General features: G+C 60.1%; 13 protein-coding genes. 6 read left to right on the top strand and 7 right to left on the bottom strand.

All coding sequences use genetic code 11. The features are described 5' to 3' along the window. Positions 1–14 precede the first annotated feature (14 nt). The 7 genes from KT71_RS20700 to KT71_RS12675 all read right to left on the bottom strand — a co-directional run bounded on the left by KT71_RS20700 (position 15) and on the right by KT71_RS12675 (position 10,493). Positions 15–164, bottom strand: coding sequence for a hypothetical protein (locus KT71_RS20700; RefSeq protein ID WP_008294990.1), 150 nt, complete (start codon positions 162–164; stop codon positions 15–17). After that, positions 161–1,573, bottom strand: a complete 1,413-nt coding sequence (locus KT71_RS12650; protein WP_008294989.1) for a M20/M25/M40 family metallo-hydrolase — start codon at positions 1,571–1,573, stop codon at positions 161–163. The genes KT71_RS20700 and KT71_RS12650 overlap by 4 nt, the downstream gene beginning before the upstream one ends. A gap of 1,071 nt (positions 1,574–2,644) precedes the next feature. After that, positions 2,645–5,680: a WD40/YVTN/BNR-like repeat-containing protein gene (locus KT71_RS12655; RefSeq protein ID WP_023659742.1), complete on the bottom strand. Its 3,036-nt coding sequence runs from the start codon at positions 5,678–5,680 to the stop codon at positions 2,645–2,647. Positions 5,681–5,791: 111 nt separating this feature from the next. Beyond that, on the bottom strand, positions 5,792–7,015 hold the full coding sequence (locus KT71_RS12660) for an acyl-CoA dehydrogenase family protein (RefSeq protein WP_008294987.1): 1,224 nt from the start codon (positions 7,013–7,015) through the stop codon (positions 5,792–5,794). A 161-nt stretch (positions 7,016–7,176) separates the two neighbouring features. Further along, on the bottom strand, positions 7,177–8,412 hold the full coding sequence (locus KT71_RS12665) for an acetyl-CoA C-acetyltransferase (RefSeq protein WP_008294986.1): 1,236 nt from the start codon (positions 8,410–8,412) through the stop codon (positions 7,177–7,179). Between the two features lie 11 nt (positions 8,413–8,423). Further along, the gene (locus tag KT71_RS12670) at positions 8,424–9,191 is read right to left on the bottom strand and encodes a crotonase/enoyl-CoA hydratase family protein (RefSeq protein WP_008294985.1); all 768 of its coding nucleotides are present in this window, start codon (positions 9,189–9,191) and stop codon (positions 8,424–8,426) included. Positions 9,192–9,320: 129 nt separating this feature from the next. Then, on the bottom strand, positions 9,321–10,493 hold the full coding sequence (locus KT71_RS12675) for a dipeptidase (protein ID WP_008294984.1): 1,173 nt from the start codon (positions 10,491–10,493) through the stop codon (positions 9,321–9,323). 138 nt (positions 10,494–10,631) lie between these two features. Here KT71_RS12675 and KT71_RS12680 point away from each other — a divergent pair, with 138 nt between their 5' ends. The 6 genes from KT71_RS12680 to KT71_RS12705 are packed head-to-tail and all read left to right on the top strand — an operon-like array spanning position 10,632 to position 19,427. Then, entirely contained in the window at positions 10,632–11,774 is a 1,143-nt protein-coding gene (locus tag KT71_RS12680) for an MFS transporter (protein ID WP_008294983.1), read from the top strand. 11 nt (positions 11,775–11,785) lie between these two features. Further along, the gene (locus KT71_RS12685) at positions 11,786–13,741 is read left to right on the top strand and encodes a beta-galactosidase (protein WP_008294982.1); all 1,956 of its coding nucleotides are present in this window, start codon (positions 11,786–11,788) and stop codon (positions 13,739–13,741) included. Continuing rightward, positions 13,734–14,894, top strand: coding sequence for a galactokinase (galK, locus tag KT71_RS12690; protein WP_169729157.1), 1,161 nt, complete (start codon positions 13,734–13,736; stop codon positions 14,892–14,894). The genes KT71_RS12685 and galK overlap by 8 nt, the downstream gene beginning before the upstream one ends. Continuing rightward, positions 14,891–15,895, top strand: coding sequence for a UDP-glucose--hexose-1-phosphate uridylyltransferase (locus KT71_RS12695; protein WP_008294980.1), 1,005 nt, complete (start codon positions 14,891–14,893; stop codon positions 15,893–15,895). The genes galK and KT71_RS12695 overlap by 4 nt, the downstream gene beginning before the upstream one ends. Beyond that, positions 15,892–17,316 (top strand): SLC5 family protein, encoded by a 1,425-nt coding sequence (locus KT71_RS12700; protein ID WP_008294979.1) that lies wholly within the window; start codon positions 15,892–15,894, stop codon positions 17,314–17,316. The genes KT71_RS12695 and KT71_RS12700 overlap by 4 nt, the downstream gene beginning before the upstream one ends. Then, positions 17,313–19,427 carry an alpha-galactosidase gene (locus tag KT71_RS12705; protein WP_008294978.1) on the top strand — a complete coding sequence of 705 codons (2,115 nt, stop codon included), beginning with the start codon at positions 17,313–17,315 and terminating at the stop codon, positions 19,425–19,427. The genes KT71_RS12700 and KT71_RS12705 overlap by 4 nt, the downstream gene beginning before the upstream one ends. Positions 19,428–19,438 lie beyond the last annotated feature (11 nt).

Below are 19,438 nucleotides of genomic sequence, written 5' to 3' on the forward strand. Positions count from 1 at the left end.
GGAGCAGCAATGCCTCAGTCATCAGACAGCGCGAAAACAAAATCCACGTAGGCTTTTTCAATGTCGGCAAGTCCCGCGGCGCCCGTGGCCTCTGCCGGCTCGATGAGCATGATTTCGTTCGGTGAGTGTGCTCCCGTACCAAAACCCATTCCCCAGGGCATCATGGGCAGTCCCAGGCGCTGGGTGAATTGATAAAAGGGAGCGGAACCCCCGCAATACGCGGATTCACCGCCGGCGTACCTGCGTACTTTTTAGAGACGCCCAGAGCAGCCTGAACCAGGGGTGTCTGAATAGACGTTTGCGCCGCCGGATAGCTCGATAGTCTGCGCATGACGATATCGCTGTAACCGTTGGCGTCAAGATAAGAGCGAATCTTGTCCATGTGCTCATCGGGGTCGATGCCCACGGGCAAGCGGGAATCCATCTTAGCCGTGGCCACATGAGGCAGAATCGTTTTTACGCCCTCCCCCGTGTAACCCGCATAAATGCCATCGATGTTCAGGGTGGGGGTATAGGTCAGCTCCATGGCCAACTCCTCGGGACCCGCATCATCAATCCATCGCTCGATGGCGAAGGCTTCCTTCAATGCTCGGGTGCGGTCGTTGTTCATAAGCGAGGCAGCGATAAGCGACTGCTCTTCCTCCGTCGGCCCCCGAATACCGTCATAAAATCCCGGCACTCTGGCAGTGTTGCCGTCGGGCGAGGTTAACAGCGACAGGGCCTGCACCAGGCGCCAAACCGGAGAGTCCAGAGCGGCCTTGTAAGACCCGTGAATCTCCGATGTCACGGGACCGCCCCAGCTACCGCCGCGGGCCTCCAGTTCCCAGTAAGCGATGCCTTTCACACCCAGGAAGAGGTTCAGGTCGCCGGTCGGCGACTGCATATTGAAGGGAAAAATCACCCCGTCCGCCGTGCGCAGACGATCCTCATACTTATCCACGATCTGCGGATAGTGGGGTGAACCCAGCTCTTCTTCCCCCTCCGCAGTGATCATGAGATTAACGGGGAGGTTGCCCTCCACCGCAATGATCGATTCCAGAGCGTTCAGAAACGCCCGCTCGGGTCCCTTCTGATTCGTTGCACCCCGCGCCATCAGGACCTTGCCTGTGGGGTGATCCACAAGCTCTGCAGCAAAGGGAGGTGACTCCCAGTCATCAGGGTTCACCGGCTGCACGTCGTACATCATGTAAACCATCAGGGTTTTGGCAGCGCCCGCATCGTAATAGCCCCAGACGCCGGGATGGCCGTCCGTGGGCACAAGCTCGGCCTCTTTAAATCCCATGGCCCGAAAATCATCCACCAGCATCTGCGCCATGTCATCGATACCCACGTCCTGGGCACTGATGGAGGGCTGCCTTAACCAGCGCTGAAGATTCGCCAGGTGCGCCGTCAGGTTGTCATCGATATGCTTGTAAATCGCCGCGTGCTCGTCGGCATAGGGCGTGATGGAGCTGTAATCATAGGGATAACTCATGTCCACAGAAAACCTCGGACGCCCGGAGTCCTGAGCAACGACGGCCAGAGGCGATGCGAGCAACAGGGCCAGTAAGCCTGACTTGATCTTGGGGGTCATGCAGTGATTCCTCATTGGTAAGGGTGGTGACATTTGTTTCGTAGATTACCGCGAGCGATAGGGAAATGCATCGCTTGGCACCCAGGGCTGTTGGCGTTGCTCACGGAGCGAGCGTCCCCCTACCTAGCGAGTGAAGTGAGCGACGCCAACAGCCCGCGGTCGACTAGAAACCACCTTTCCGGCTCTTATCGAAGCCTGGATTTCGGTGAGACAATCCCGGAGATTCCGGCAAGCGCGCCCGAACAGCTCCACTCGCTGGTTTGGGGGACGCTCGCTCCGCTATTCAGGCACGCTTGCCTCACGGCCGTGCGATGGTTCCATCTGCCAGCAAGAGCAAGGTAGCCACACTTGGCACCCAGGGCTGTTGGCGTTGCTCACGGAGCGAGCGTCCCCCTACCTAGCGAGTGAAGTGAGCGACGCCAACAGCCCGCGGTCAACTAGAAACCACCTTTCCGGCTCTTATCGAAGCCTGGAGTTCGGTGAGACAATCCCGGAGATTCCGGCAAGAGCGCCCGAACAGCTCCATTCGCTGGTTTGGGGGACGCTCACTCCGCTATTCAGACACGCTTGCCTCACGACCGTGCGATGGTTCCACCTGCCAGCAATAGCAAGGTAGCCGCACTTGGCACCCAGGGCTGTTGGCGTTGCTCACGTAGCGAGCGTCCCCCTCCCTAGCGAGAGGAGTGAGCGACGCCAACAGCCCGCAGCCAGCTCGAAACCACCTTTCCGGCTCTTATCGAAGCCTGAAGTTCGGTGAGACAATCTCGGAGATTCCGGCAAGCGCGCCCGAACAGCTCCATTCGCTGGATTGGGGGACGCTCACTCCGCTATTCAGGCACGCTTGCCTCACGGCCGTGCGATGGCTCCACGCTGTCTCCCAAGGGATAGTGTCGTGGTCCGGTACCAAGGGCTGTTGGTGTCGCTCACGGAGCGAGCGTCCCCCAACTCAGCGAGAGGAGTGAGCGACGCCAACAGCCCGAGGCCAGCTCCCGGTTACTAGCGTTGCTCGCGTAGCGAGCGTCCCCCAACTCAGCGAGAGGAGTGAGCGACGCCCGAAGTTCTCGAGATACGTCAGCCTTCCAATGCTTCCAGCACGGCCTCGTACTCAGCCTGAAGCTCATCAAAGCGCGCAAGGGCTTCGCCACCGGGTTCCTGGTCCGCTCGGTCGAGCATGCGCGACAGATAGCTGATCTGGCTGATGAGTCGGGGCTGCATATAGGTCCCCTTTTCAGTGACGAGGAGGCGGATGGCGTTTTCTATAGCGCTGCGCCTTGGCGAATCACCCGCGCCCAGGGACTCAAGTTCATTCTCAAGGCTGTGCGCCTTGCGCCGGGCTTGATCGAGGAGATCGAGAACCTGACGCTGGAGCGCAAGCTGCGCCTGCACGTCTGCCTCGGTAACACCCATCTCCAATACCCTGGGGTCCATGACAATGGAAAGCGGCTGGCTTAGAGTCTCATCACCCGCGCTGAGCGTTATCTTGTACTCACCGGCAGCAGCGAGAGCCCCGTCGGTAAAACGTTTTTTCTCGTCGCTTCGCCAGGGTCCCCGGTAGCGCATATCCCAATGAAAGCGGTTCAGACCACCCTCGGCCGTCAGACTGCTCTGTTTGATGTAGCGGATCTCATTCATCGCCATATCATCGACCCGCTCTCCTCGCTCATCGCCATCCATGGCATCAGCATTCGTAAACGCATTCACGAACTCGCCATCTGCCGTGGTGATCTCCAGGGTGACGGAGCCGTCGAAACCCTCGGGCAGGTAATAATCGATAATCGCCGACGGCTCCCGGTATTGAGGAATCGCATCGGGATCTTTATCGCCATAGGTGGGACGATCGCGGTACCGCAGGGTTTCCGCGGGCTCAAAGAGCACCACCGCGTCACCCATGTCCGGCATGGGATCCTGTCTCAGCGCAGAGATATCATCGAGCACCCAGAACGCGCGACCCATGGTGGATACCACAAGATCATCGCGATGGACGCGGATATCCGTAACCGGAGTTATGGGCAGGTTTTGCTGAAAGGATTGCCAGCTATCTCCATCGTCAAAGGAAACAAACAGGCCGGAGTCCGTGCCGGCATAGAGCAGCCCCGGACGCACGGGGTCCTCGCGCACCACGCGCACGGGATAGTCCGCAGGAATACCGTTTTTGCCGTCGGTCATCAGGGTCCAGCGCTTGCCGTAATCAGCGGTACGGTAGGCGTAGGGCTTGTCATCACCGAGCTGGTAACGAAGCACCGCGATGTAAGCTACCGCAGGGTCATGTCGCGAGGGTTCTACGGAATCCACCCGACCGCCTTTGGGCAGACCCCGGGGCGTTACATCATCCCAGCTTTCTCCGCCGTCCCGGGTTACGTGCACGGGACCGTCATTGGAGCCGGTCCAAATCACGCCCGGGGCAATCGCGGACTCGCGGATGGAATACAGCGTGCTGTACACCTCTTCCCCCGTGACATCCCGGGTAATCGGCGAGCCGGAGACCACCTGCTTATCGGCCTCGAAGGCCGTGAGATCCGGTGAAATCGTCTCCCAGGTTACGCCGTTGTCACTGGTGCGATGCACATACTGGGAACCGTGATACACGACATTGGGATCATGAGGCGATACCGCGACGGGAGCTACCCGCTGAAAACGGTATTTAAGATCCTTGGGGTTCTGGCCGTACATATTCGTGGCCCCTACATAGTAGCTACGCTCGGTGCCGGTGTTTTTGTTAAACGTCGAGAAGCGTCCTTTGCAGTTGGCATAGACCGTCGTGTGATCACCCGGTTTTGGAACAGCCGGTCCGGTCTCACAACCGCCCGCCTCGATAAGCCAGGCATTGACGTTCTGCACACTGTAGGGCGCCCGACTTGGCACGGCGATGGCGGTGCCGTTGTCCTGCTGGCCCGCATAAAGCCAGTAGGGATACTGATCATCGACATCAACGGTGTAGAGCTCCGTGGTCGCCTGATTGAACTGACTGGACCAGGTCAGGCCGCCATTGTGGGTGACGTTCGCACCCCCATCATTCGCCTGAATAAACAACTGGGGATCCTCGGGGTTTATCCACATATCGTGATTATCCCCATGGGGAGGCTCCAGCTCTTCCCAGCTCTTGCCGCCATCAACGGATTTGAAATAGTCCGTGGCCAGCACGTAAACAACATCGGCGTCCGTGGGATCCGCTTCCACATTGCCGTAGTAAAAGGGGCGGATGCGCAGGCCTTTCTTTGAGGACACCTGCGTAAAGGTTTCACCCTGATCGTCGGAGCGATAAAGCCCCCCCTCTTCTCCCGGGGCCTCTACCAGAGCGTAAACCACACTACTATCGGAGGCGGATATCGCAATATCAATCTTGCCAATAAGGCCCGTGGGCAGCCCCGCGGTGATGCGCCGCCAGTTATCGCCGCCATCAACAGATTTGAACAGCCCCCCCTCTTCCTGGGTGCCTCCGCTGATAATTGTCCAGGGCTGACGGCGCGCCTTCCAGGCTGCGGCAAACACTACCTCCGGATTGTTGGGCAGGAGCTCTACATCAGCGATACCCACGGCGTCAGAAATCTTGAGGACCTGGGACCAGCTGACCCCACCATTCTCGGTTTTATAAAGACCACGCTCGGGATTATCCGCAAAGGCCGATCCAATCGCTGCCACCCACACCGTATTGTTATCCGTGGGATCGATTTCTACCGCACCGATGTGGCCGCTGTCTTCAAGGCCGATATGCGTCCAGCTGTCGCCACCATTGGTGGACTTGTAGACGCCCTTACCGGGGATAACGTTGGATCTGAGTCCATCGGATCCTGTCCCTACGTAAAGAAGATTGGTATCTGTCTGCGACGCGGCGATATCGCCGATAGAGGGTGATGCGAAGTAACCATCGGAGATGTTGTTCCAGGTCGTACCGTAGTCGCTGGTTTTCCATACCCCGCCCCCGGAGGCGCCGAGATAAAAGGTACCAGGGGCCTGCACGGTACCCGCCACAGCCGTCACGCGGCCGCCGCGGGTGGGGCCGACGTTGCGGTATTCAAGGGCATCAAAGTTTTGCGCGAGACCTGCTTCGGTCTGCAGCAATGCGGTCAACGATAGTAGGGATACAAACGGTAGAGACTTTCTGCTCACAGCTAAGCTCCGGAAATAGATGAACCGTGAACACTACCACCGGATGGGGACTGTCACAATTGAGCGCCGGCCGTGTCCGGAAAATGCCGAGCCTCGCGGCCCGGCGAGCATTCAATCGGCGGCGTAGCGACGGATCACCTGCTTACCGAGCGCCATGAGGTGGACCTGATCGGAACCATCCGCCTGGCGGCACCAACGGGCGTAGTTGTAGGCCTCGGCCATGGGATAGTCCTCCGTGAGTCCTCCCGCGCCGTGCATCTGCATGCAGCGATCAATCACGGTCTGCGCCATAATGGGCACAGACACTTTGCTCGCCGCAATGAGATCCATTGCGCCCTTGGCACCGACCTCATCCATGCGCTGACAGGTCTTTAGCACCAGCAGTCGCATCATCTCGATCTCCGAGAAGCTTTTAGCAATATCCTCGCGCACCGACTGGTGTTCACTGAGCTTACGCCCGAAGGTGCTGCGCTGGGTCACGCGCTCGCAGGCGAGCTCCAGAGACCGTTGCGCGGCACCGATGAGCCGCATGCAGTGGTGAATGCGGCCGGGACCCAGGCGTCCCTGGGCAATCTCAAAACCGCGCCCCTCACCCAACAGAATGTTCTCCGCGGGAACGCGCACATCGTCAAACCGCAGTTGAGCGTGGCCCATGGGGGCATCGTCGTAGCCAAGGGTGGTGAGGGGACGAATGATCTCCAAACCCGGCGTACCTTTGGGCACTAACACCTGGGACTGCTGCTTGTGGCGGTTTTCGTTATCCGGATCGGACTTACCCATGACAATAAAAATCGCGCAGCGTTCGTACATGGCCCCGGAGATGAACCATTTATTGCCGTTCAAAACGTACTCATCGCCGTCCCGGCGAATCGAGAGCTCGATATTGGTCGCATCCGAGGAGGCGACCTGGGGTTCCGTCATTGCGTAGGCTGAGCGAATATCACCCGCAAGTAACGGCGTTAACCACTGCGCCTGCTGTTCCGGCGTGCCGTACTTCATGAACACTTCCATGTTGCCCGTGTCCGGCGCGTTGCAGTTGAACACCTCGGGACACCAGATCACGCGACCCATAAGCTCCGCGAGGGGCGCGTAGTCCAGATTGCTCAGACCGTCATGATCCACATGCTCCGCAAGCTTGGGAGGAACAAACATGTTCCACAACCCCGCCTCCCGCGCCTTGGCTTTAAGTTCGTCCATGATCGGCGGATAGGCAAAGCGATCCTCCGCGGAATCGACCTGACGCCGATAGGTCTCATCGTTGGGGTATATGTGTGCGTCCATGAAGGCCCGCAGCTCATCCTGAAACGCCAGTGACGCCTTGCTGAATTCAAACACAGGTCTGCTTCCTCTTTTGCATTCTTGTTCTACCGTTTATGCGGCTTTTTAGCCGGCTTTTACCCAGCTCTAACCCGGCTCTTACCCGGCTCTTACCCGGCTCTTACCCGGCTCTTACCCGGCTCTTACCCGGCTGCTTGTCAGCTTTTACTTAATTTTTATCAGGCCACGCGCTCAATGATAATCGCCGGGGCCATGCCCCCCGCTGCACACATGGTCACCAGACCAAACTGCTGGTCCCGGCGCTCGAGCTCGTCAAGGATTGTGCCGATGAGCACGGAACCTGTTCCACCGATGGGATGCCCCAGGGCCATGGCACCGCCGTTGACATTGACTATGCTGCGATCCAGATCGAGGTCCCGGATAAACTTCTCAGCAACCACCGCAAAGGCTTCGTTGATCTCAAAGAGGTCGATATCGGCGAGGCTCATGCCGGCTTTCTTCAGGACTTTTTTCGCCGCGGGCACGGGCGCATTCAGCATCAAGGTCGGGGAGTCCCCCATGTTAGCCATGGCAACAACCCGCGCCCGGGGCTTGAGGCCATGGGCTTTTGCGTACTCCGGCGAGGCCAACAGCAGCGCGGCGGCACCATCCACGACGCCCGAAGAATTGCCTGCGTGATGCACGTGGTTGATCTTGAGGTCCGGATACACCTGATTCACCAGCTTGCGATAGGTAGTGCCCTGCTCGTCCAGGGGGTAATCCGCAATGGGCTCAAAGGAGGCTTTAAGCGCCGAAAGACCTTCAAGGGTCGTTTCGGGACGGGGGAACTCTTCATGGTCCAGGGCGACGCTGCCATCGGGATTCAGCACGGGGATAAGACTGCCCGCAAAATACCCGCCGGCAATGGCCGCCGCCGCGTTCTCCTGGGAGGTGATGGCCAAGGCATCCAGCGCCGTCCGGGGAATGTTCTCGATGGTAGCGATGGCATCAGCGCACACACCCTGATGGGGCTGGGGATGCATTTCCCGGAGATGGAGATTGTCGTTATCCATAAACGGCGATTGACTGGGATCCGAACCGTAAAGGGACATCATCTCGCAGCCGCCGGCGATCACGAGGTCTTCCATGCCACTCATGATGGAGGCCGCCGCGATGTTCACCGAGGTGATACCCGAGCCACAAAAGCGATCCAGGGTGACCGCCGAGCTGCGGACATCGTAGCCTGCATCCAGGGCGGCCATGCGCGCTAAATCACCGCCCTGAGTGCCGCGCTGCCAGCTGGTGCCAAAAATAATGTCATCCACGTCCGACGTGGCGATGTCATTGCGCTCGGCAAGGGCTTTCAGCACGGTGGATCCGAGATGCTGGGGATGCAGGTGCGCCAGGGCCCCTTTACCTTTTTTGCCGATACCCCGGGGAGTACGGCAGGCGTCAATAATCCAGGCTTCAGTCATGGCAGACTCTCCTATTTACCTTTCCAGTTGGGTGCGCGTTTCTGGGCAAAGGCCGTGGCACCCTCAATGGCGTCCTCGCTGGTAAACACGTGACCGACAATTTCCTGCTGCTTAGCAAACATTTCATCGCTGCTCCAATCCTGGGCCCCGGCAACGGCCTTGAGGCTGGCGGCAACCGCCAGGGGGCCGTTCGCTGCGATGGACTTGGCCAGGGCCTGCGCGCCTTCCAGTGCCTTGCCCGTCTCCGCAATGCGGTTGATCAAGCCTAATTCGTAGGCCCGCTCTGCACTGATGAACTCACCCGTTAATGCAAGCTCCATGGCGATGCGGGAGGGAATCTGCTTGGGCAGCTTGACCAGCCCCCCTGCCGCGGCAGCAAGACCGCGCTTCACTTCCGGGATGCCGAACTTGCTGCTTTCGGACGCAACGATGAGGTCGCAGCTGATAGCCAGCTCAAATCCCCCCGCCAGGGCGTAGCCCTCGACGGCGGCAATAATCGGTTTCGTGGAGCGGTACTCCGTGAGCCCCGCAAAGCCCCGACCCTCCACCTGAGGCAGCTCGCCGCTGACAAACGCTTTCAGGTCCATGCCGGAGCAGAAGGTCCCGCCCGCTCCCGTGAGGATTGCTACCCGGAGGCTGTCATCCGATTCCAGTTCGTCAATGGCCTCTGCCACACCCAGCGCCAGTGCGCGATTGGCGGCGTTTTTGGCCTCGGGTCGATTCAGAGTGATGATCAGCACACCATCAATCTTTTCTGTAAGCACTTCCTTCGCTGACATAGCTTGCTCCTGTTTTTAAAACGTTGGGGACATTGGCAACATGAGATTGTGCATGGCAGGGCCCGGGGCTCCAAGGTTGGCAGCGCTCAGCAAAATTGCCCTTAAGTGACAGCAGGGCAGCCTGGCGTTTCAGGCATCTTCGGGAGGTAAATTCTCCTGAAGAAATCGCAGCATGTTCCCGCCCATCACCAGGCGAATCTCCTCCTCGCTGAAGCCCTGCTTGAGCATCTCTTCGGTGAGCGCCGCCAGCTCAGAGGTATCAAAGGGCACGGTGGTAGATCCGTCGTAGTCCGACCCGAGAGCCACGTGATCAAGGCCTACGAGATCAATACCGTAGCGTATGGCCGCCACGATGCCGGTGGGGGAGACATCGCAGATGGCGGCGTCCCAGTAGCCCACACCGATCAAGCCGCCCCCTTGTGCAATTTTTTGCATAAGATCATCAGAAATATTCCGCGGGGTCGGACAGTGCCCCTGAAATCCGCTGTGACTCACAATCAGGGGGGAATCACTCATGGCAAGCACATCCCTGACGCTCTGTTCCGAGGAATGGGCGACGTCGATGATCAGGCCTCTGGCATCAATGACCGCAACGACTTCGCGACCAAAGCTGCTGAGCCCCCCGCCGCCGGTGCCATGGAGGGAGCCGCCGAGGGCGTTGTCAAAGAAATGATGGAGTCCGAACATACGGACACCCGCAGCCTCCAGGCGATCAATATTGTTGAGAGACCCATCGAGGGCGTGAGAGCCTTCGATGCCCAACAGGGCGCCGATGGTTTCTGCGCCCTCCTCGCGCGCCGTCATGACCGCTTCGAGGTCTCCCTGACTGCGCAATATTCGCAGGCTGCCGGGATCATCGGCCTCAATCGCGGCCAGCTTCTCTGCCTGCAGCAAGGCCCGCTCCGTCAGGCTCGACCAGGTCGCTATGGGCCAGCGTTGAAGCTTGGCCAAGCTGGTAATGTTGTCCGGGGCATCCGCCTCGTTAGTCTCGTAGTTCTGGCCCTTGGGTGAGCGGGTAACAAAGGTAAACGCCTGGAGAGCCACATTCGCCTCTCGTAATCGCGGAAGGTCCACGTGGCCGCGCTCGGCTCTCTTCGTGAGATCCCGCGCCCAGAGTGTGCTGTCGCTGTGGAGATCACCCACGACCAGCGAATCATGGAGCGCCTGGGCGGCCTCAGAGACCGGGTACGGTTTATGATCCAGGACTTTATTCATGGAGCGCTCGAGCATACCCGGGCCTACCCCGAAACCGATAAGCACCGCCAACAGAAACAGCAGGCCCGCAATGGATACTCTCTTCATGAATCTAGTCCCCGTTTTTTACGTATTAACTCTACTATGACAATCCTCGCGAAGCGCAGTATCGCGTGATCACCCCAGGGGGCGCTACCTACCATGGCGCCCCCTTCCCCATCGCCCATTGCCCCCGGAAACTGTCCTGTGAATCTCAGACTGCTCAGTCTTGTCTTCGCGCCCTTTGCCCTTGGCACCAGCGCGTTTATCTACATCGGACTCATTGAGCCCATGTCCCGGGATCTTGGGGTCGGTATTGCAAGCGTCGGTCAGCTGCAGACCGTCTTCGCCCTCGCCTGCGGTATTGGCGGGCCGGTGCTCGCCCGGCTCCTCGCAGGCTTTGATCGCAAACGCCTGCTGCTTTGCGTACTGGCAATACTTGCGGCCATGAACCTGGGGTCCGCCTTGGCGCCCAGTCTTATCGCCATCGGTGGCATTCGTTTTGCGGCGGGATTTTTTGCCGCCCTGACCCTACCCCTGGCTTCCACGCTGGCGGTGAGCCTCGTCCCGGAGGCGAGCCGCCCCAAGGCCATCGCTACGGTGCTTGCCGGCTATACCCTGGCGTTTCTCATCGGCATGCCCGCCGGGAGCATTCTGGGTGATATCTACGGCTGGCGCTCGGCCTTCTGGCTTGCTGCCGCCATCTCTGCCGTGGCCTTTATCGTCATTGGCCTCTTTGCCCCCGCCCATATCCACGCACCGGAAGCGGGCGCGTCGAGCTTCCGACGGGCGCTGCAGGGGGAAAACCCCAAACTCATGTTCATTACCCTCCTGAGCTTCGCCGGCACCTTTGCAACGGTGAGTTTTATAGGACCCGTGATCACCGCATCAACGGGGCTCACGGGCTCGGGTATCGCGGCCATCCAGCTGTCGACGGGCATCGGCAGCCTCCTGGGACTGCCCGCCGGCGCTCTCCTTGCAAGGCTGACCACCCGCAGGGCGTTGAGCATCCTTCTGGGATCCGTCCTCGTCACCCAGGTGCTCTTCTCCCTGGGTATGCTCTTTGATCTGGGCGTGCTGGCAATTCCCGTGTTGGTATTTACCATGGCCTTCAACTCCGCAGCCCTGTTCGGCACCTCACCGGTGGTCCAGAGTCAGCTGGCGAACGCCGCGGGACCGGCGACCACCATCGCCTTCGCTTTAAACGGTTCCATGCTTTACTCTGGCCAGGGTTTGGGCTCGTCTCTGGGAGGCGCCGTAACCAATTTTATAGGATTGGGATGGACGGGCATTGCCGGCGCCGTTGCGGCGCTCCTGGCACTACTCCTGGCGCGCAGGCTTCACGTATAACGAGGTGACACATGGCCCTGGCTACCATCGGCGTTTGCTACTACCCCGAGCACTGGCCCCGGGAGCACTGGTCTGAACAAGCCGCGATGATGCGCAGCGGTGGGATCGAGTTGGTGCGCATCGCGGAGTTTGCCTGGTCACGCATAGAACCCAGCCCCGGTCACTTTGCGTGGGACTGGCTCGATGAAGCGGTGGAAACTCTCGCCGGGGAAAACCTCAAGATCATTATGTGCACGCCCACGGCCTGCCCGCCCCTGTGGCTGGTGGAGCGCTTCCCGGAGATTCTGCCCGTGGATCGCAATGACCAGCCGCGTCGCTTTGGATCCCGCCGCCACTACCGCTTTGCCAGCGAGGTGTACATCGACGAGTCCCTGCGTATCAGTCAAGCCGTCATCGATCGCTATGCCGGCCACCCTGCCGTCGTGGGATGGCAACTGGATAACGAATACGGTTGCCACGAAACCACCCTGAGCTACAGCGAGGATGACGGACGCGCCTTTCAAATCTGGCTGGAAAAGCGGCATGGCGATATCGGTGCCCTCAACCAGGCCTGGGGCACGGTGTTCTGGAGCCAGGAGTACCGCAGCTTTGCCGAGGTGGGAAGACCCAACCTCACGGTGACCGAGGCCAACCCGGCCCATCAGCTGGACTACTGGCGCTTCGCTTCTGATCAGGTCCGACACTACAACGCGAAGCAGCGTCAGCTGCTCGCAAGCTCCCAGGGCTCTGATCGCTGGGTCACGCACAATTTCATGGGCAACTTCATCGACTTCGATCACTTTGCCGTCGCTGAAGACCTGGATGTCGCCACCTGGGACAGCTACCCCCTGGGCTTTCTCGATCAGGGCTGGTTCAAAGAGGAGGAGAAACTCCGCTACCGGCGTATTGGTCACCCCGATTGGGCGGCCTTTCATCATGACCTTTACCGCGCCGTCGGCAAGGGCCGCTTTGCGGTGATGGAGCAGCAGCCCGGACCCGTCAACTGGGCGGAATCCAATGCCCAGCCCCTGGACAACGCACCGGCGTTCTGGGGCATGGAAGCGGTGGCCCATGGCGCCGAGTTTGTGAGCTATTTTCGCTATCAGCAGTTACCCCGGGCGCAGGAACAAATGCACGCGGCGTTGCGGCTTCCCACGGGCGACCCCGCCCCGGCGTGGGCAACCGTTACCCGGCTGGCCGAGGAATTCCGGAACCTTGATGCCAACGAAAGCGTACAGGCGCCCATCGCCCTGCTCTTTGATTATCCTTCCTGCTGGGCGGGCGCCATCCAGGCCCACGCGCCGGGCATGGCGCAACTGGAGAGCGCCTTCCACTATTACAGCGCGGCGCGATCCCTGGGACTGGATATCGATATCGTGAGCGAACAATCAGCCCTGGACGGCTATGAGTTCGTCATTGTGCCCGGGACCATCATTATCGACCCGGCCTTTGTTGCGCGGGTCGAAGCTGCGGGGGCGAGCTGCCTCATGGGTGCCCGCAGTGGCTCCCGGGATGAGCACTGCGCCCTTCCCGAGACCCTCGCTCCGGGGCCCCTCCAAAGCCTGATACCCCTCAGGGTGCTGGCGGTGGACAGCATGCGCCGGGGCGCCCGGCGATCTTTCAGCTACGGGGAAAAAAACTTTGAAGCAAGCCGCTGGCAGGAATCCATCGCCTCAGATCTGGAGCCACGAATTCGCTGCGATGATGGCGCCGGACTCTGGTACAGCAATGACAATCATCACTACATCAATGCGCATGTGCCTGCTGAGTTTCTCACGGCGGTCATGCAGGAAATCTTTACCCAGCGGGACCGCGCCTACCGACCGCTTCCGGAAGGTTTGCGTATTCGGCGGCGGGGCTCACTGACCTTTGCCTTTAATTTTTCGCCGGAGGCTCAACGACTGGAAGTCAGAGACGCCGAGTGCGTGATCGGCGCCAGGGATCTTGGACAGGGTGAATATGCGGTTTGGCAAAGCCCCCGTGACTGAATCACTGAACCCCTCCCTGGCGACCCTCCTCGCACCCCTGGCAACAACTCTTAGCCAGCGCTACGGAAAAGAAGCGATCTGGGCCGCCGCCGCGCCGGGACGCGTGAATATTATCGGTGACCATACGGATTACTCCGAAGGTCTTGCCCTGCCCATGGGTATCGACCTGTACACCCTCGTCGTCGCAGCAAGCCGGGATGACGATCGTCAGCTGATACGGCTATTCAGCGCCGAGGAAGGCGAGGCGGAATTAGCCTTAGGGGGAGCGGCGTCACGCAGGGGCGACTGGACGGATTATCTCCGCGGTGTCCTTGCCCTTTACGAGGAACAGGGTGCCGCTGTGCCGCCCATGGATCTGGTCATCGGCGGCAACCTGCCCTTGGGGGCGGGACTTTCCAGCAGTGCTTCCCTGGAGCTCTGTTTTGCCACACTCATTGAGACAGTCACCGGTCACGCATTGCGCCCGGAAGACAGGGCCCTCCTCTGTCAACGCGCGGAGCATGACTACGCAGGCGTGCCCTGTGGGATTCTCGATCAATTTGCCGTGAGTTTTGCCCGGGAAGGCGCCGCGATGCTCTTGGACTGTCGTGACCAAAACGTTGGGATGATCGAGCTGCCCGGCGATCTGCGTATCGCGATCGTCGACTCCGGTGTTCGCCACGCGCTCGCCGACGGCGGCTATGGCGCCCGACGGGCGCAGGTTGAAGCCGCCGAACACCTCTTGGGCAAGTCCCTGCGCGACGCTCGTCCCGAGGACCTTACCCTGATCCCGGACAAGACTGTGCGCCAACGGGCAAAGCACGTGATCACGGAGAATGCCCGGGTACTCGCATTTCAAGCGGCCTTGTCCGCCCGTGATCCCGCGACTGCCGGACAGCTCATGTATCAAAGCCACGACAGTCTTTCCCGGGATTTCGCGGTAAGCTGCATCGAACTCGACACACTGGTAGCGGCAGCGCGGCGTGCCGGCGCCCTGGGGGCCCGCATGACCGGTGGCGGTTTTGGAGGCTCCATGGTGGCTTTTGTAAACAGCAGTGACGCGATGGCATTTGAAGAAGTGGTCACCACAGACTTTCGCAAAGCAGGCTTCGGCGAGGCAGGCATTCGCTGGGTTACCGCCGCAGCCGGTGCTCGATCCTGGGCTCTGGCATGAGTGACCATCCTCACCGCCGCTACAACCCCCTCTCGGATCGCTGGGTCTTGGTCTCTCCCCAGCGCGATCAACGTCCCTGGCAGGGACAGGTGGAGGACGTTCCGGAGCCGGAACCGCAGTACCGCGAGGACTGCTATCTGTGCCCCGGTAATCCGCGTGCCGGCGGTCAGCAAAACCCCGACTATGCTCATGTGTTTGTCTTTGACAATGACTTTCCGGCGCTGTTGCCCGACGAGGTGAGGCCTGCAGGAGATGGCACGGGGGGCCTGTTTCGCAGCGATCCGGTCCGGGGGCGTTGTCGCGTCATCTGCTACAGCCCGCGGCACGATCTGACCCTTGGGCGCATGAGCAAACCGGAGCTCCTTGCCGTTATAGAAACCTGGGCCCGGGAGACCGCGTTGCTGAGCCGGGACTATCCCTGCGTCCAGATTTTTGAGAACCGCGGCGCCACCATGGGCTGCTCTAACGCACACCCCCACGGACAGATCTGGGCCATGGATGCCCTGCCCGGCGAAATCAAGGTCGAGGAGCAACAGCAGGCGGCGTACTTTGAAAAACACGCTACGCCCCTGCTACTTGACTATGCCCGGCAGGAAATGGCCCAGGGCGAGCGCAGCGTGTGCGCCAACAAGCACTGGCTGGCGGTAGTTCCCTGGTGGGCCACCTGGCCCTTTGAGATATTGCTGCTGCCCCTTGAGCCCGTGTCGAGCCTGCCGGCGCTCAGCAACGCGCAGCGCGATGCCCTTGCCTTAATCCTGCAGCAGCTCCTCGGCACCTATGACCAACTCTTCGCGGTGCCCTTTCCCTACTCCATGGGATGGCATGGCGCGCCGGGATCTGTCGCGGCGCCCCACTGGCAACTGCACGCACATTTTTATCCGCCCCTGCTGCGCTCTGCCACGGTACGCAAACACATGGTGGGTTTCGAAATGCTCGGCGAGTCTCAGCGGGACCTGACCCCGGAACGGGCTGCCGAGCAACTCCGCAGGGCATTGTCATGAACACGCAGTTTTTTGTTTTCGCCGCCATCACCGTCGCCATCGCGGTCTTTACCTATCTTCAATGCCGAAAAGCGCCCCGCAGCGGGGATGATAATGCCGAGTATTTTCTGGCGGGTCGCACCCTGTCCTGGTACTTCATTGCGGGCTCCATCACCCTGACCAACCTGAGCACCGATCAGCTGGTGGGCATGAACGGCAATCAGATGCTCCTCCTGGCCTGGTGGGAGCTCGCCGCCGTAGTGGGACTCCTGATTCTGGCCTTTGTTTTTGTCCCCATCTACTACCGCTACAACTGCGCGACCACCACGGAACTCCTGGAAAAGCGCTATGGCAAGCAATCCCTGCGCTCCCTGGTCTCTATTCTGTTCCTCCTGGGAAACGTATTTCTGTATCTCCCCATCATGCTCTACACGGGCTCTCTTTTCCTCAAGTCCATGTTTGGCCTGGAGGCATCCACGCTGACCATAGCCTGCGCCCTCGCCGCGCTGGGCTCGTCCTACGCCATCTTCGGGGGACTCCGTGCCGTCGCCGTATCCGACACCCTCAGCGGCATTGGACTCCTCAGCTTGAGTCTTGTCGTGGTCTGGCTTTCTCTGGACGCCATCAACTTCGACTTTTCCGGGATACCCGCAGATCGCCTGACTATGATCGGCGGCGCCGACTCCCCCATCCCCTGGACCACGCTCTTCACGGGCATGCTGTTTATTCAGATCTTTTACTGGAGCACCAATCAGACGATTACCCAGCGCGCCATGGCAGCGCCCAGCGTAAGAGAAGCGCAGAAAGGTGTCCTTGCAGCGGCTGCTATCCGGCTGCTCATTGTGCCGGCGATTATCGTGATTCCCGGGATCTGCGCCTACAAGCTTTATGGCGACATCGGTGATGCCACCTTTGGCACCCTCGTGGGCGACCTCCTGCCCGGCTGGCTGTCGGGCACCTTCGCCGCCATGATGGTGGCGGCGGTGCTTACCAGCTTTAACAGCGTGCTCAACTCTTCATCGACGCTCTACGTCATTGATCTTCATGAGCCCTATGTCAACAAGGGAGCCAACGTCCATCGTCTGAACATATGGGTTTCCATTGCTTTTGTTGCCTGCGCACTGCTCCTCGTACCGATCTACGATGGTGCGGAGAGCATTATTAATCTGGTGCAGCAACTCAACGGCCTGTTGAGCATGCCCATCCTCTCGGTGTTTATCGTGGGCTTGGTATTTCGCGGTGTTGCTGCCGGCGCAGCCGGTATCGCCCTGGTGAGCGGCGTGGCCCTGTACGCGGTGTTTTCCTTTGTGTGGACACCCATCCACTACATCCATCTCATGGCCATTACGCTGTTCTTCTGCATTGCCATAGCGCTTATTGCCAATCGCCTGGTGTTTGAGGGGCAGGCAAAGCTGTCTTTTGCCAAGGCGCTCCCCGCTTGAGCTTCCATCGCCTGGACGCCGGCGACAGCACCCTGGTCTTTGATTGCCGCGACGCACTACTCGACGTCTGCTACCTGGGGCGCCGCTTACCGGCGGCGTTGAACCTTGAGGAAATTTCCCTACTGACCGCAGCGCCCACCCCCCACGGAGAACTGGATTGCGAACTCCGCACCGAGGGTTTCCCCGGCGAGGATGGTCACTCCCCGGGGCAGGCCGCCCTGCGCCTGCGGCGCGATGGCCACGCGCTCCTGAACCAGTTACGCGTTGCAGACTGTTCTTCTTCCGGCGAGGTCTTCCACTGCACGCTTGAAGATCGTCAGGCGGGAGTTGAGATCCGCCTGACCCTCTGCGCCACGGCATCCGGCGTTTTTTCCAGCGAGAGCGCCATTGTCAACAGCGCGAAGGAGGGCCTTCTGGAGGTGGACTGGCTCGCGGCCCTGCATTTACCCCTGCCTGCGCTCTATAGCGAAGTGGAACGCTACGGTGGTTTTTGGGCGAACGAAATGCTCGCCGAGCGAATACCCCTGGGGCAGTTTGCGCTCGACACCTCTAGCCAGCGAGGTCGCTGCTCTCATCAGAGTTTCCCCACGCTGATTTGCGGTGAGACGGGCTTCAGTCACGAAAAGCAGCGGGTACTCCTCACCACCCTGGCCTGGAGTGGCAATCACCGGCTCCGTGTCGAGCCAGCCATCACGGGCGGCCATAGCCTCCAAGCCGGGGTCGTTCTCCAAGGCGGGGAAGTCCGCCTGGCTCCCGGCGAGCAGTGGCAAGGCCCTAAAGCACTTTTTGCTCTGAGCAACGGCGGCCTCAACGATATTCGCAGGCAATTCAAACGCTATTGGTTTGACCAAAAGGCTTACTCGGAACCGCCGGAGCGCCCGGTACATTTTAATAGCTGGGAATCGAGTTACTTTGAGCACGACGTCCACAGCAGTCTGAAGCTCATCGACGAGGCTCATGACCTGGGTGCCGAGCGCTTTGTTTTGGACGATGGCTGGATGGAGGGACGCAGCGGTATCGGTGTCGGACTTGGCGACTGGCTGCCCTGCCCCCGCCGTTATCCCGAGGGTCTGGGGCCCCTTGCCCGTCATGCGCGAAAGCTCGGCATGTCCTTCGGCGTGTGGATCGAACCAGAAATGCTTACCCCGGACTCGAGCGTCGCGGCGGAACATCCGGACTGGATTATCGCGGCAGCGGCCTACCCGGGGGTATCGGGACGACAGCAGTATCTGTTGAATCTGTGCCTGTCCGAGGTCCGCGAGCATATTCTTCAATGCATTGAGCGACTGATCCAGGACTGCGATCCCGACTATCTCAAATGGGACATGAACCGTGACTACGCACAGGTGGGTTTTGGGGGTTCTGCCACGCCCGAGGCCATGACCCGGGCCTGGTACCAGTTACTGTCAGAACTACGCCTGCGCCATCCCCGGGTGGTCATCGAATCCTGTGCCGCCGGCGGCGCACGGAACGATGCCGGAGCCCTGACCCATGCCGACCGACTATGGCCCAGCGACAGCATGGACCCCTTGCAACGTTTTGCGCTGATGAAACATATAAGCTGCGTTTTTCCTCCGGCTTTACTGGGCTCTCATGTGGGTGCTGCACCCTCCTCCACCACAGGCGCAACGCTACCCCTCTCCACGCGCTGCCTTGTTGCACTCCTGGGACACATGGGACTCGAACTCGACCCCAAAACCCTCGATGCCAGTGAGCGCGACACAATCCGGCGATGGGTGGCCTTTTTCAAGAGAGAGCGCGACCGGCTGGCGCGTTCAGACTTTTACTACCTGGATGGACTTGAACCGGGCCTGGACTCACTGCTGGTCTATTCCCGGGAAGACACCCGCTGTTTGCTCTTCATACTACGCAGTGCTTACCCCACACAGGCCCAACCTCCGGTGGTCGCCCTGCCTTCCTGCGTCAGGGGCAGCACATTCCATCTTGAGTTACTCAACCCTGAAGATGCCGACTTCGTTCAGCAGGACATCGAGTGGCATCGCGGTGGCGCAGTAACGGTATCCGGTGACACTCTGCACCTCGCAGGCCTGCGATTACCCTTCCTGCGGGCAGGCCACGCCGCCCTGATCCAGATAACACCGACAAGCTGAATTCATTTGTT

This window comes from Congregibacter litoralis KT71, assembly GCF_000153125.2.
In the GTDB taxonomy this organism is placed as follows: domain Bacteria; phylum Pseudomonadota; class Gammaproteobacteria; order Pseudomonadales; family Halieaceae; genus Congregibacter; species Congregibacter litoralis.

Excerpts from the sequence above, each read along its gene's own strand:
- KT71_RS12650 (WP_008294989.1), bottom strand. The coding sequence starts at position 1,573 with ATGACCCCCAAGATCAAGTCAGGCTTACTGGCCCTGTTGCTCGCATCG.
- KT71_RS12700 (WP_008294979.1), top strand. The coding sequence starts at position 15,892 with ATGAACACGCAGTTTTTTGTTTTCGCCGCCATCACCGTCGCCATCGCG.
- KT71_RS12695 (WP_008294980.1), top strand. The coding sequence starts at position 14,891 with ATGAGTGACCATCCTCACCGCCGCTACAACCCCCTCTCGGATCGCTGG.
- KT71_RS20700 (WP_008294990.1), bottom strand. The coding sequence starts at position 164 with ATGATGCCCTGGGGAATGGGTTTTGGTACGGGAGCACACTCACCGAAC.
- KT71_RS12685 (WP_008294982.1), top strand. The coding sequence starts at position 11,786 with ATGGCCCTGGCTACCATCGGCGTTTGCTACTACCCCGAGCACTGGCCC.
- KT71_RS12665 (WP_008294986.1), bottom strand. The coding sequence starts at position 8,412 with ATGACTGAAGCCTGGATTATTGACGCCTGCCGTACTCCCCGGGGTATC.
- KT71_RS12670 (WP_008294985.1), bottom strand. The coding sequence starts at position 9,191 with ATGTCAGCGAAGGAAGTGCTTACAGAAAAGATTGATGGTGTGCTGATC.
- KT71_RS12675 (WP_008294984.1), bottom strand. The coding sequence starts at position 10,493 with ATGAAGAGAGTATCCATTGCGGGCCTGCTGTTTCTGTTGGCGGTGCTT.